The 13,504-nt window shown below is 38.0% G+C and carries 14 protein-coding genes and 1 pseudogene; 11 read left to right on the top strand and 4 right to left on the bottom strand.

Features of this window, described 5'->3' with window-relative positions; genetic code table 11:
* Positions 1-77: 77 nt before the first annotated feature.
* Entirely contained in the window at positions 78-296 is a 219-nt protein-coding gene (locus ACFIMX_RS02020; RefSeq protein ID WP_375634205.1) for a hypothetical protein, read from the top strand.
* A 61-nt stretch (positions 297-357) separates the two neighbouring features.
* Here the strand turns inward: ACFIMX_RS02020 and ACFIMX_RS02025 are convergent, their stop codons facing one another.
* The gene (locus ACFIMX_RS02025; RefSeq protein ID WP_375640660.1) at positions 358-630 is read right to left on the bottom strand and encodes a type II toxin-antitoxin system YafQ family toxin; all 273 of its coding nucleotides are present in this window, start codon (positions 628-630) and stop codon (positions 358-360) included.
* Between the two features lie 9 nt (positions 631-639).
* Positions 640-920: pseudogene (locus tag ACFIMX_RS02030) on the bottom strand (type II toxin-antitoxin system RelB/DinJ family antitoxin).
* A gap of 276 nt (positions 921-1,196) precedes the next feature.
* Between ACFIMX_RS02030 and ACFIMX_RS02035 the strand changes: the two are divergent.
* The 4 genes from ACFIMX_RS02035 (at position 1,197) to ACFIMX_RS02050 (ending at position 4,635) form a co-directional block, all read left to right on the top strand.
* The gene (locus ACFIMX_RS02035) at positions 1,197-2,159 is read left to right on the top strand and encodes an L-threonylcarbamoyladenylate synthase (protein ID WP_375640657.1); all 963 of its coding nucleotides are present in this window, start codon (positions 1,197-1,199) and stop codon (positions 2,157-2,159) included.
* Between the two features lie 2 nt (positions 2,160-2,161).
* Positions 2,162-3,571, top strand: a complete 1,410-nt coding sequence (locus tag ACFIMX_RS02040; protein WP_375693949.1) for an FAD-binding oxidoreductase — start codon at positions 2,162-2,164, stop codon at positions 3,569-3,571.
* 144 nt (positions 3,572-3,715) lie between these two features.
* Positions 3,716-4,243, top strand: a complete 528-nt coding sequence (locus ACFIMX_RS02045) for a DUF6101 family protein (RefSeq protein ID WP_375680216.1) — start codon at positions 3,716-3,718, stop codon at positions 4,241-4,243.
* A 269-nt stretch (positions 4,244-4,512) separates the two neighbouring features.
* The gene (locus tag ACFIMX_RS02050; RefSeq protein WP_375618419.1) at positions 4,513-4,635 is read left to right on the top strand and encodes a hypothetical protein; all 123 of its coding nucleotides are present in this window, start codon (positions 4,513-4,515) and stop codon (positions 4,633-4,635) included.
* Between the two features lie 691 nt (positions 4,636-5,326).
* Here the strand turns inward: ACFIMX_RS02050 and purD are convergent.
* Entirely contained in the window at positions 5,327-6,601 is a 1,275-nt protein-coding gene (gene purD / locus ACFIMX_RS02055; RefSeq protein ID WP_375680217.1) for a phosphoribosylamine--glycine ligase, read from the bottom strand.
* 90 nt (positions 6,602-6,691) lie between these two features.
* Between purD and ubiA the strand changes: the two genes are divergently transcribed.
* Positions 6,692-7,696: a 4-hydroxybenzoate octaprenyltransferase gene (gene ubiA, locus ACFIMX_RS02060; RefSeq protein ID WP_375618417.1), complete on the top strand. Its 1,005-nt coding sequence runs from the start codon at positions 6,692-6,694 to the stop codon at positions 7,694-7,696.
* A gap of 236 nt (positions 7,697-7,932) precedes the next feature.
* On the opposite strand, the gene pdxH is transcribed toward ubiA, so the two are convergent.
* The gene (pdxH, locus tag ACFIMX_RS02065; protein ID WP_375611119.1) at positions 7,933-8,556 is read right to left on the bottom strand and encodes a pyridoxamine 5'-phosphate oxidase; all 624 of its coding nucleotides are present in this window, start codon (positions 8,554-8,556) and stop codon (positions 7,933-7,935) included.
* Positions 8,557-8,881: 325 nt separating this feature from the next.
* On the opposite strand from pdxH, the gene ACFIMX_RS02070 reads away from it, so the two are divergent.
* The 5 genes from ACFIMX_RS02070 (at position 8,882) to ACFIMX_RS02090 (ending at position 13,351) form a co-directional block, all read left to right on the top strand.
* A complete protein-coding gene (locus ACFIMX_RS02070; RefSeq protein WP_375693950.1) occupies positions 8,882-9,787 on the top strand; it encodes a DnaJ C-terminal domain-containing protein in 906 nt (301 codons plus the stop codon).
* A gap of 127 nt (positions 9,788-9,914) precedes the next feature.
* Positions 9,915-10,733 carry an enoyl-ACP reductase FabI gene (fabI, locus tag ACFIMX_RS02075; protein WP_273787904.1) on the top strand — a complete coding sequence of 273 codons (819 nt, stop codon included), beginning with the start codon at positions 9,915-9,917 and terminating at the stop codon, positions 10,731-10,733.
* 148 nt (positions 10,734-10,881) lie between these two features.
* Positions 10,882-11,970, top strand: a complete 1,089-nt coding sequence (aroC, locus tag ACFIMX_RS02080; RefSeq protein ID WP_375618415.1) for a chorismate synthase — start codon at positions 10,882-10,884, stop codon at positions 11,968-11,970.
* Between the two features lie 15 nt (positions 11,971-11,985).
* Positions 11,986-13,089 (top strand): 3,4-dihydroxy-2-butanone-4-phosphate synthase, encoded by a 1,104-nt coding sequence (gene ribB, locus ACFIMX_RS02085; protein ID WP_375693951.1) that lies wholly within the window; start codon positions 11,986-11,988, stop codon positions 13,087-13,089.
* Positions 13,090-13,096: 7 nt separating this feature from the next.
* Positions 13,097-13,351, top strand: a complete 255-nt coding sequence (locus ACFIMX_RS02090; RefSeq protein ID WP_375618413.1) for an exodeoxyribonuclease VII small subunit — start codon at positions 13,097-13,099, stop codon at positions 13,349-13,351.
* Positions 13,352-13,504 lie beyond the last annotated feature (153 nt).

A 13,504-nucleotide genomic window follows, 5' to 3' on the forward strand; every position in this document is an offset into this window, starting at 1 on the left:
GAACACCATTAGCTCAAACTTAGCAAGAGAGATCTTAAAGCATAACAAGCAGGGTCAACGCTTGTGTGGGTGGAAACATGGTTAGAAAAAAATCCAAAAAATACACAGAGCTTACAGAAGCAGAAAAAGAAATGCTTCAAGAAATGATCATCACCTATCAAAGCGTGAAAATGATGTCTCGCTTGATGAAGTGGATAGCATTTTTTCTTTTTTTGCTTATCCTTGATTTTGCATGCCTCATGGATGCGATAGACAACATCTTCGCTCATTTGAAGCAGTGGTTCTCAAAGAATTAGAAAAACTGTTATACAAGCAAAAACTTCGAAAAATTCTTTTTACTATGAATTGGAGATCCAATCATAAGCGTAGTTCAGAATGCAAACCAAGTCGTAAGAGCTCGAGTGTTTTGGTATTCGGCTTTCGATAGATCAAAACTAAATCTGGCTTGATATGACAATCACGACAATTGCGCCATTGACCTGTTAGCGCATGATCTCTCCAATGCGCTTTTAGCGGTTCATTCTCCGCTAACGCTTTGACCACAAGCAGCAAATCCTTCTCTAGTGTATTAGCATACCTACCTTTGCTTTCACGTTTAAGGTCAGACCGGAATGAACGCGTATAGACAATATAGCAAGCTTAGGTTTTCTTTTCAAATTTACGCATTTCAGTTCTATCTTCGCGTATCATGGTCCTTAAGCTGTCTAATGATGTACGTTCGACGCATCCCATTTCGACATCCTCGATAGCTCGTAATATTTCCGGATTTGGTTGAAAGGTTTAAGCGGTAATGTACGATCTCTAGCAATGCGGGTCATAAACATGCGTACTGCATCCGATACAGTTAAACCCGTAGACTTAATAACTGCACTTGCAATTTCTTGAACTTGATCAGGTATACGGGCTTGAATTTTTCCCATTGCTAAATCCCCTATTCAATTGTAGCACAATGTACTGTACGTTAAGTCTATGTCAAGAGTTTCAACAATAGCTTTTCACAAGAGAACTTAGCAAAATTCAAAAAATTATTAGAGAAAGTTAGCAGAATAAGATATGTTTTGTAGAAGAATATTGGAAAATCCTATTCCCTAACCTTTATTTATGAACCCCATACTTAAAAAAACATATAAATCAATGTGATATATGAATAAAAAAGAGCATAATATCACTAAAGAGTGTTATAGAAATGATGTGTCATGACGATTCTACCACTCGATAGTGCTTCGATAAGAGAGGCAATAGCGCTTCTTGAACAAGGGAAGTTAGTAGCATTACCAACGGAAACTGTTTATGGATTAGCGGGCGATGCAACCAATGGGAGAGCAATTTCTTCTATTTATTCTACAAAGGGTCGTCCGCAAATTAATCCTCTTATTGCGCATGTCAGCGGCATCGAAATGGCGGAACGTTATGTTAAAATTGACTTTCTTTCACGCCAATTAATGGAGGAATTTTGGCCAGGGCCTTTGACATTGGTTTTGCCTTTAAAGGAACAGCATAATATCCATCCTTTAACAACCTCTGGTTTGAATACCTTGGCTGTTCGTTTTCCAGACAGTCGTTTTGCGGAAGTGGTACAACATTTTGGCCGCCCACTTGCTGCTCCTAGTGCGAATCAATCGGGGCGTCTTAGCCCTACTTCAGCTGAGGCTGTTTTTGCATCTTTGGGGGAATCTGTTCCTTTGATATTGGACGGAGGACCTGCTAAAATAGGGTTGGAATCAACGATTATTAAAATTTGTGGTGAAAATATTTATCTTTTGCGTCCAGGGGGGCTTGCGGCTGATGAAATTGAAGAAGTTGTGGGGAAGCCTTTGAAACGGATAGATCAAAGGTCGGCGATTGAAGCTCCTGGGATGTTAAAGTCGCATTATGCTCCCAATGCCACGGTTCGTTTGAATGTAGAAAAGGTGGAAAATGGTGAAGCGCTTTTAGCATTTGGTTCAAAGCGTGTTATGGGGGCTGAAAATGCCGTTTCTATTTTAAACCTTAGCGAAGATGGAAAGTTAGAAGAGGCAGCCTCTCATTTATTTCAATATATGAAGGAATTAGATTCATTTAAAGTGAGATGTATCGCAGTAGAACCTATTCCATTATACGGGTTAGGGGAGGCTATCAATGATCGTCTTATACGGGCTGCGGCTCCAAAGGAGAAATGAACATGGAGCAGGAATTAATTGAAGGGTTTAGGGAAATTGTTGGTGCTAAGCATGCTATAACAGATCAAGCGTTGATTGCACCGTATTTGCTTGAAGAGCGAGGGCTTTTTCATGGAAAAACACCTTTACTTTTACGTCCATCTTCTTGCGCAGAAGTCTCATCGATTATGCAGTTAGCGAGCAAAACGCGCACACCGATTGTGCCACAGGGTGGAAATACAGGGCTTGTGGGGGGACAACAACCAGATGAAAGAGGAGGGAGCGTTCTTTTATCTATGGAGCGATTAAATAAGATTAGAGCTATAAATCTTGAGGGAAATTTTGTTGTTGTAGAGGCTGGTGTTATTTTACAGGATTTACAGAAAAAAGTGGATGAATCAGGTCGTTTTTTCCCTCTTTCTTTGGCATCTGAAGGTTCTTGCCAAGTAGGAGGAAATCTTTCGTCGAATGCTGGAGGGACAGCTGTTTTAGCCTATGGCAATATGCGTGATCTTTGTCTTGGTTTAGAAGTTGTTTTACCGGATGGGCGTATTTTAGATGATTTGCGTTTTGTTAAAAAAGACAATAGCGGTTACGATTTAAAAGATCTTTTTATTGGTGCAGAAGGTACATTGGGTGTTATAACCGCAGCCGTTTTGAAGATGTTTCCAAAAATAAAAGGAAAAGCTGTTGCTTTGGTGGGATTATATAGTCCGGCGAAGGCTTTAGAGTTTTTATCTCTGGCTCAAGAATATGGAGGAGGGATGTTGACAGGTTTTGAGCTCATGGGAAATCTCAGTTTGCAAATGGCTTTAGATTATAAGATGTGTGAGAAGCCTCCTCTTCAGCGGAAACATGAATGGTATGTATTAATGAACATTTCATCGTTGCAAGGCAATGATGAGGCGTTATCGGTATTGAGTATTATTTTAGAAGAAGCTTTAAAGAATGCGGTGATAGAAGATGCAGTTGTTGCGCAATCTTTAAAACAGCAAGATTTTTTTTGGCAATTACGAGAAAGTATATCATTAGCACAAAAGTTAGCAGGAGGGTCCATTAAGCATGATATTGCAATCCCACTTGCTTTTATTCCTGATTTTATTGCTGAGGCAGCGCTTATTGTTGAGGATATTGCTCCAGGAGCACGGGTGATTTGTTTTGGACACATGGGCGATGGAAATTTACATTATAATATTACACAACCTGTAGGAGCTGATACGACAGTGTTCTTGCAGTTATGGTCAACAATGAATCATCGCATTCATAGTTTAGTGGTGGACTATAGAGGTGCATTTTCTGCTGAGCATGGAATTGGTCAGCTTAAGCGCGAAGAACTTCGTTCTTTTAAATCGCCTGTCGCATTGGATATTATGCAAGGGATTAAAAAAACGTTCGATCCTTTAGGGATAATGAATCCTGGAAAAGTATTATAATTCAAGAATGGTGATCATGCATTTTTGTTTAGATTTTAATAACCAAAAAAGAAACCAGTTGTTTTTTATTCAAACTTTTAATAATCCAATGAGAAAAAGCTGCTAAAGGGTGTATGTTATTTAAGATAAATTGGGATAATGTATATGGCTAATCAATGCTTTAATCAGGCAAAAGCGGTGCTTGAATTTCGGTTAGATCCGTGCCATTTGCCACAAACGACGACATATTTTTCATCCAAAACGGGTAATCAGGTTATTTGTTCGTTAAATGAGCGTGGTGTTTCTTTTAAAACAGATATGCCTTCAAGCTTATCGCATTTAATACCCCCTTATCATTTTCGAGGAATTGCAGCACGTACTGTAAAAACGCGTTCAGGAGAAAGAGCTGTTGCATTAGAATTACTTCATGCTGATGAGGAAGCTTGTATACCGCTTTTGGTTTCCAGAGATTTGAATAATGTTCTTCTGGATTGGCGGTTATGGGCGGATACTTATGACCTTCCCATGCTTATGATCAATGAAGATAATCGCATTCTGGTTGTAAAAGATCGTTCTGATTTACATCGATTTTTTGGTACAACAGCACATTCTAAACAAAAGCATTTTTTACTTCGTTATAGCAATCCGTTAGGCTTGCGTTTGGTGATTGCGAATCGAATTGCACTCCAGTAAATTAATATGCATTTATTTTTGTACGACCGTCAGCATTTATCTTGTTGTGCTGTAAAACATTGTTGTTTGGGGAGGTAACATAAGGCATGTAAACTTCACACATGAAGTGTTTTTAGAAGATATGGCGAATATTCTTAAGTTTGCTTGTAGGTCTTTGTGTAAGTGCAGCATATGAGTGGGAAGCAAGAGAAACCCGCTTAATGAGAATTCAGACCTTTACAGACGGGATTTGGTGCGACTTTTGGTTCTTGAAAACAAAGAGAAAGTCAATGATTGTAAATGAGAGTTTTTTGACACATACATTGGCAGCAGGAATCGATGATGTAAAACGCTTTTTTCAGAGAGGTAAAAACGGTTTTCATAACAATAGAAACTGTTTTTTTGCGGTATAATTTTGGGTTTTTGCCACATTATTAAAAACACCAGAAGATTACTGGAAGTGTTTTTGAATTTTTTTATAAATCATTTCTCCATGTTGAATGAAAGCTTTGAATATTGCAGAATATTCTTATTTCATCTCTCTTTTATAATCAAAATCATTTAGATAGAAAGGGTTATCGTAATATTGAGAATTGGAAAATACAATGATGGTATAGGTTTTTATTTTTATTCCAGAAAGCTGGCGGAATGGATTTATACTATTTGCAGGTAGTGTCGTAAAATGGGAATGATAAGCATGAGAGATATTGTTTAAGAATTTGTATGTGAATAACATAACTATCTTTTTTGGGCATTTCATTTTTCGTAAAAGCGGAATTTCACTAAAAACGCGATAAATAAAAGAAATGATAGTATATACGTTTTTCCTCAGGATTTTATAAGAAAGAAAGTGTTTATAAAAATGATGAGAAAATGCGTTTAAAGTAAAGACAACAGTAAAATGATTATTTTATATTACATCTTCAGATTCAGAAAATTTTCCTATTTTATCATGAGTAGATATCCTATTTACAATATTTGATTGTTCAAAGGAAAGCACACTCATTTTTTCAAAATTATGGTCAACGTAAAACAGTGAGAAAATTTTTGTATCATGCTCTTATATAAAATAAGAAAATCGTAAAAAAAGAATATTCAAAGGATTTAATTTTCTCGCGCAACGGCTCTCCATCCGATATCTCGACGAACAAAACCTTCTGGCCAATCAATACAATCAACAGCTTCATAAGCACGTTTTTGTGCATGGGTAATCGTTTTTCCTGTTGCTGTTATATTGAGTACACGTCCACCATTTGCAATGAGTTCTCCATCACGCAACACTGTACCAGCTTGAAAAACTTTCACATCGGGAAGAGTGTTTACTTGATCAACGTTACGGATAACAGTACCTTTTTGGGGAGAGTCTGGATAACCATTAGCAGCCATAACAACGGTGAGAGCTGTTTTTTCAGACCACCGAAGAGGCTTATTTTCAAGTTTTCCTTGAGCTGCAGCAAGAAAAATTGGCAAAATATCATCTTTGAGGCGCATCATTAAAACTTGACATTCAGGATCACCGAATCGTATGTTAAATTCAATTAATTCGGGTCCTTTTTGCGTTATCATTAATCCGACGAAGAGAATACCTTTAAAGGGGGAACCCATTTCTTTCATGCTTTTTAAAGCTGGTTCAACAATTTCTTTGAGAGTACGATTCACTATTTCTTGGGTCATGATGGGCGCTGGTGAATAAGCACCCATACCACCGGTGTTTGCTCCAGTATCCCCATCACCTACACGTTTATGATCTTGAGCAGATCCAAAAGGAAGAACAACTTTACCATCACAAAGGCAGAAGAAGCTTGCTTCTTCACCTTCAAGAAAAGATTCTACAACAATTTTGTTTCCTGCATCTCCAAATGTACTTTTGAAGCAGGCATCAACTGCGTTAAACGCTTCTTCCATAGTTGTTGCAACCACGACACCTTTGCCAGCTGCTAAGCCATCAGCTTTAATAACAATGGGAACACCTTGTTGCTGAATGTAAGCTTTAGCTTTAGAGGCATCATTAAAGCATTGGTAACTTCCTGTAGGAATGTTATTCTTCCGACATAAATCTTTTGTAAAGGCTTTTGAACCTTCTAGTTGAGCAGCTTTTTGAGTAGGACCAAATACACAGATGTTAGCGCTATTAAGAGAGTCTGTTATACCCGCCACCAAGGGTGCTTCTGGTCCTACAATTACAAGATCAATAGAATGTGCCTTACAAAAATCAATAACAAGGGGATGGTCATCAATGTTCAAATTAATATTTTCACCAAATTCTGTTGTTGCAGGATTTCCAGGAGCACAATATAACTTTGTTAGCAGTGGTGATGCTGCTATTTTCCATGCTAAAGCATGTTCTCGTCCACCTGAGCCAATAAGAAGAATATTCATTGCTTGCTCCTCTCATAAAAGATAATTAATCTCATCCCCTTCTCATAAGAATGAAATGTCTCTATCGCAAGACCAAAGGTAAATCATTTGATGAAAAAAAATAAAAATATCGCGCATGTTCAGTCCTATGATAGCCAAGGACGGGTTATGGATGCATCTTCCAAACAATGGGTCTACAGCTTCCTTCCCCGTTCTTTATGGTTTTATGCGCAATTGGCGCGTTGGGATCGGCCTATCGGTTGGCAATTGTTGATGTGGCCTTGTTTTTGGTCAACAACAATGGCTTTTTTCTCTTATAACATGCATTACGATACTCTTTTATCAATGTTTCTTCATTGGGTTTGGTATCTTTTTCTTTTTTTTCTGGGATCTATTGCTATGCGAGGGGCAGGATGTACTTGGAATGATCTTATTGACCATAAAATTGATGCTCAGGTAGAAAGGACACGTTCTCGCCCATTGCCAACAGGTCATGTGAGTCGGTTTCAAGCGAGAGTTTTTATCCTTGTGCAATGTTTTGTTGGTTTAGTCGTTTTATCACAATTTAATAGGTTTAGTTTTTTTCTAGGTATTTCGTCATTGATAGCTGTTGCATTTTATCCTTTTATGAAACGCGTAACATATTGGCCGCAGTTTTTTTTAGGCGTTGCATTTAATTGGGGGGCATTAATGGGGTGGGCTGTTGTCTTTGGAAGTTTAAGCTGGGCACCAATCTTGCTTTATGTGGGATCAATTTTGTGGACCATAGGATACGACACAATCTACGCACATCAAGATAAAGAAGATGACGTTACTGTTGGTGTCCGTTCTACGGCTCTTCTTTTTGGTAAAGCAACCAAGCGTGCTTTAGTATTTTTGTATGGTGGTTTTGTGATGTTCGTTAGTCTAGCATTTTATTTAGCTGGAGTTCCTGTTCTTAGTTTTTTGGGGATTTTTGTGGCAAGCATCCATATGTTTATTCAAATTAAAGTCATTGATATAGATGATAGTTCACAATGCCTCAGGCTTTTCAAATCTAATTCGCTTATTGGTTTTGTGATTTTTGCTGGTTTAGTATGTGGGGGTATATGGATGATATTTTATCCTGCGGTCTAAAAATAAGTTAGCTAAAATCATAGTTTCTACTGAATACAGTATGTTTTTTTAATAAGCTTGTTGCTAATCTATTTTTAAGCAATACAGTAGAAAATATCACCAATTAACCTTTACAGTGAAAATAAAATTCTTCTATTTAAATAAAATAAATCATCTTCTTTTAGAATTTTTCGAATAAAAAATATTTGTTTAATTGTTGCGAAGAAAAAATCTTCATAACGATGAAGTTTGAAGGATTAGGGATAAAGTTTTTGTCTTTTCCAATCGCTGTGTTCAACACAATCCCGTGTAAAAAGCAAACGATCATGTAAACGAAATGGGCGATCGCACCAGAACTCTATAGAAAGGGGTTTAACACGAAACCCAGACCAATAAGGTGGTCGTGGAATATTGCCTAGAGCATAACGCGCAGTATATTGAGCAATTGCTTTTTCGAGCACAAAACGATTGTCTAAAGGTTGAGATTGTTTAGAGGCCCATGCACCAATTCGACTACCACGTGGTCGCGATTGGAAATAGGCATCGGCTTCCTGTTGACTTACTTTTTCAACGATTCCTCTAATTCTGACTTGACGACGGAGTGATTTCCAATGAAAACCTAAGGATGCTTTCATTGATTTTAAAATTTCTTGTCCTTTACAGCTTTCATAATTGGTATAGAAGACGAATCCTTGGGGACTGTAGTCTTTGAGGAGAACCATACGAACATTAGGGAGTCCTGTTTCGTCAACTGTTGCTAATGCCATAGCATTCGGATCATTTATTTCACTTATCGTTGCCTCTTCAAGCCACTTTGCGAAAAGTTCAAAAGGTTTTTGCATTTTCATAAAATGATCATCTGTTGGTATTTTTGTGCTCATAGTTTCTCCAAATATCAGTGAGCATGGGTGAGGCATTTTCTCATTTACTTTATCATCAAGAAGTTACAGTACTATTTTTTCTTATTTTCAAAAAGCCAATGATATCATGTATTTTTATGGTAGTTTAATTATTTTTACTTTAGCATAGACTACAAGGAGCTATATTAAATAAATGTCTCATTTTATCTGGTATTTTAGTTTATTGATAGACATATAAAGAGAAAAGAAGAAATTATTCTTTAGAATAGACTGATGAAGCTATAAGGGATATTGAACAACGTATCAGTTGATATTTTGAAAACGAAGAAATTGAAAAGAGGGCAATATGCGTGATCCCTACACGATTCTGGGTGTGGCACGTACCGCAAAATCGCAAGAGATTAAATCGGCATTTAGAAGATTAGCGAAGAAATATCATCCAGACCATAATAAAGATGATACAAAGGCTAAAGAGAAATTTGCTGAAATTAATCAAGCCTATGAAATTATAGGTGATAAAGATAAAAAAGCACAATTTGACCGCGGTGAAATTGATATGGAAGGAAAACCGCTTTATCAAGCCTATGGTGCTGGTGAAAATTTTAGCAATAAACAAAATCCCTTTTCAGGAAGAGCAAAGGGATTTGATTTTTCCTCTTCAGGTGGTGCAAGTTTTGATGCGGGTGATATTTTTCGGGATCTGTTTGGAGGAGGTGGTAGCTTTTCGAATTCCACACACTATAACCGTCCCCAACAAGGAGCACATGTTCGTGCTAATCTTGCCATAACATTAGAGCAGATGGTTGGCGCAGAAAAGGTGGAAGCTGTTTTTCCAAATGGAAAAAAGTTAAAAATTAAACTGCCAGATTATATTGAAGACGGACAGACTATTCGTTTAAAAGGTCAGGGAGAAGAGGTACCTCACGGGCAAGCAGGAGATGCGTTAATAACCATTCAGATTCAAAAACATCCTCGTTTTCGGGTTGAAGGAAGAGCACTCCATCTTGATTTACCAGTTTCTCTTAAACATGCTGTTTTGGGAGCAAAAGAAGAAGTTGAGACGTTGGAGGGGCGTGTGGTTTTAACGATTCCTGCGTGGTCAAGTTCTGATCGCGTTTTACGGTTGAAAGGGAAAGGGCTTCGTTTAAAAAATGGTACAAGAGATGATCTTTATGTGCATGTTCGCATTATGTTGCCGGGAGATGAAAATGCCGCCGCACTAGAACAGTTTTTGCAAATGCAACAAGATTAATTTTAAAAATTTTATATATAAAAGCGTAGTTTTTGTTTGATTTTAAACCAATTGCTTGAAGAAAAAGTTGACCTGTGTCATAGGCAGGTGAATAATACTAATTTTAAGTAACAATGGGGCAGTGCTGATGGCTAAGGGTAATGGTTTATTGTACGGTAAGCGTGGTTTAATTTTGGGGTTGGCCAATAATCGCTCCATCGCTTGGGGAATCGCTAAAGCGGCAAGTAGCGCAGGGGCAGAGCTTGCTTTTACCTATCAGGGTGAAGCAATGAAAAAGCGTGTCGAGCCTTTGGCTGAAGAATTAAAGGGATTTGTTTGTGGACATTGTGATGTTTCTGACAGTGTCTCTATTGATACGGTCTTTAGAGAAATAGAGAAGAAATGGGGAAAACTTGATTTTTTAGTTCATGCTATTGGTTTTTCTGATAAAGATGAATTAAGTGGTCGTTATATTGATATCAGCGAATCAAATTTTATGATGACCATGAATATTTCCGTTTATTCCCTAACAGCTCTAACAAAGCGTGCAGAAAAATTGATGCCAGATGGTGGTTCAATCTTGACACTAACCTATTATGGTGCAGAAAAGGTTGTTCCCAATTATAATGTAATGGGGGTTGCCAAAGCCGCTCTTGAAGCGAGCGTGAAATATTTAGCGGTAGATTTAGGTCCCCAAAATATTCGTGTTAATGCTATATCTGCTGGACCAATTAAAACGTTAGCGGCTTCTGGTATTGGTGATTTTCGTTATATTTTAAAATGGAATGAATATAATGCTCCATTACGTCGTACGGTAACAATTGAAGAGGTTGGTGATTCTGCACTTTATTTTCTTTCAGATTTGTCTCGTTCTGTTACCGGTGAAGTCCATCATGTCGATTCGGGTTATAATATCATAGGTATGAAAGCAGTTGATGCCCCAGACATTTCTGTCGTTAAAGAATAAAGTTTGGTTTATAAGATTTTATTAGACAGCAGTAATTTGACCAAATTTAAGGTGTCCAAGAGTATTTGGGAGAAAAGAGTTGTCTTGTGTATAGCACACAACATACGTTATCGTTGTATATATTTGACAGAGAAATGGATCTTTTTTCATGTCGCATAATACATTTGGCCATTTGTTTCGTGTAACAACATGGGGTGAAAGTCATGGTGCTGCTCTTGGTTGTGTCATTGATGGTTGTCCACCTGGAATTATTTTTACTCTTGCAGAAGTTCAAGCTTATCTTGATAAACGCAAGCCAGGACAATCAAAATATACAACGCAGCGCCGAGAACCAGATGAAGTAGAGGTCCTTTCAGGAGTTGTTGTTCAAGACGATGGAACGACATTGGTGACAACAGGTACACCAATTTCTCTGTTGATTCGAAACACAGATCAACGCTCTCAAGATTATGGAGCAATTGCTCATCAGTATCGTCCAGGACATGCGGATTATACTTATGATATTAAATATGGCATTCGTGATTTTCGAGGCGGGGGACGTGCTTCGGCACGGGAGACGGCAGCACGTGTTGCAGCAGGTGCATTTGCTCGTAAAATCGTTCCTGGTTTGATTGTACGAGGAGCAGTGATAGCAATTGGTCCTCATAATATTAATCGTGATCGTTGGGATTGGTCAGAGGTTGATAATAATCCTTTTTTTACAGCTGATGCAGAGATGGTTCACATTTTTAGTGACTATATCAGTAAACTCCGTAAAGAGGGGACATCTGTTGGTGCGGTTGTTGAGATCGTTGCAGAAAATGTTCCGGCAGGTTTAGGAGCCCCTATTTACGCAAAGCTTGATCAAGATATTGCCTCGTTACTTATGTCGATTAATGCGGTAAAAGGTGTGGAAATTGGTGATGGTTTTGCGGCAGCCCGCTTGAGGGGAGAAGAAAATGCCGATGAAATGCGAATGGGAAATGATGGAAAAACGCTTTTTTTATCCAATCATGCTGGTGGTATTTTAGGGGGAATATCGAGTGGACAGCCAATTGTTGCACGTTTTGCTGTAAAGCCTACTTCATCAATTTTAACACCTCGTCGTTCCATTGATGTTGATGGTCATGATATAGACGTTATAACAAAGGGACGTCATGATCCATGTGTTGGGATTCGTGCGGTTCCTGTTGGTGAAGCGATGGTTGCTTGTGCTATTGCTGACCATTATCTAAGACATCGCGGTCAAGTTGGGTGATTGAAAAGGTGAACAATGGCGTATGATGAAAAAAAAATTGTTTCTGCACTTAAAGCTTTTGAACGCGGTGAAATTGTTGTGGTGACAGATGATGATGACCGTGAAAATGAGGGTGATTTAACTGTTGCTGCAGCGCATTGTACAGAAGAAAAGATGGCGTTTATTCTTCGTCACACAACAGGTATTGTGTGCACACCTATGCCAAAAAAAGAAGCAAAACGGTTTAATCTTTCTCCTATGGTACCAGATAATAACTCTGCACATGGGACGCAATTTACGGTTACTGTTGATTTTAAACACGGCATAACAACAGGAATTTCAGCGCATGACCGTACATTAGCTGTACGTAATCTTGCGAATTCAAATGCAAGTGCGGATGATTTTGTTCGTCCAGGGCATGTTTTTCCTTTAATTGCGCATGAAGGGGGAGTGCTCATGCGTTCAGGTCACACGGAGGCCGCTGTTGATTTATGTAAATTAGCTAATTTGCCGCCGGTTGGTGTTATCGGTGAGTTAGTTAATGATGATGGAAGCGTTAAACATGGCGATCAGATTATGAAATTTGCGCAAGAACATCGGTTGCATATTATAACGGTTGCAGATTTAATTGCTTACCGCCAACGTAAGGAAATATTGATCAAGCATGTTGGAGAAATGCCTATTGAAACATCTGTAGGTCCCGCTATTGTTCAAAGTTATCAACTCCCTTGGGAAGTCGTTCAGCATATTGCAATTGTTTTTGGTGATGTCCGTGAGGGTGAGAATATTCCTGTGCATTTACATCATGAAAACATTATAAGTGACGTTTTTTGTCAAACTTCAGATATTATGGTGATGATGCGGCGTATGATGGAAAAAGAAAAACGTGGCGTATTTATTTATTTGCGTGAAGGATCTGTTATACAATCAACTGTTGGTATTCAAAACATGACAAGAAACAGTTCAGAAAACCATGTGCAGGCGATTGAACGCGAAGAAGAATGGCGCAAAATTGGTTTAGGATCACAAATTTTAAAATATTTAGGAATAGGCTCTGTTATTGTTTATGCTTCTAAAGAGCATCATTATGTAGGTTTGGAAGGTTTTGGAGTTCGTATATCCAGAACAGATATTTTTTGAGGTTCATATGAAAAAAGAGATACAAGAGGGGGATATTACGACCTTAAGCTTTGAGCAAGCGCTTAAGCAACTTGAAGTTATTGTCGAAAATTTGGAACGTGGCGATGTGCCTTTGGAACAATCCATTGATATTTATGAACGCGGTGAAGCGCTTAAAAAGCATTGTGAAAAACTCTTAAGAGTTGCTGAAGCTAAAGTTGAAAAAATCCAGCTTTCAGAAGAAGGTTCTCCAGAAGGAGTGGAACCACTTGATGCTAAATAATTTAAATCTTTTTGGATATTTATTGTGGGACTTAAGAGAAGCAATAACCTTAGTTTATAAATAGAAAGTTTTATTGATTTCTTTTTTATAAAATAAGTTAAAAATGAGGAAATTATAGCTCATCTCAAATAGAAAAGAGCATTTTTCAGTAAA

This window comes from Bartonella sp. AD24XZML (assembly GCF_042196485.1).
Classification (GTDB): Bacteria; Pseudomonadota; Alphaproteobacteria; order Rhizobiales; family Rhizobiaceae; genus Bartonella.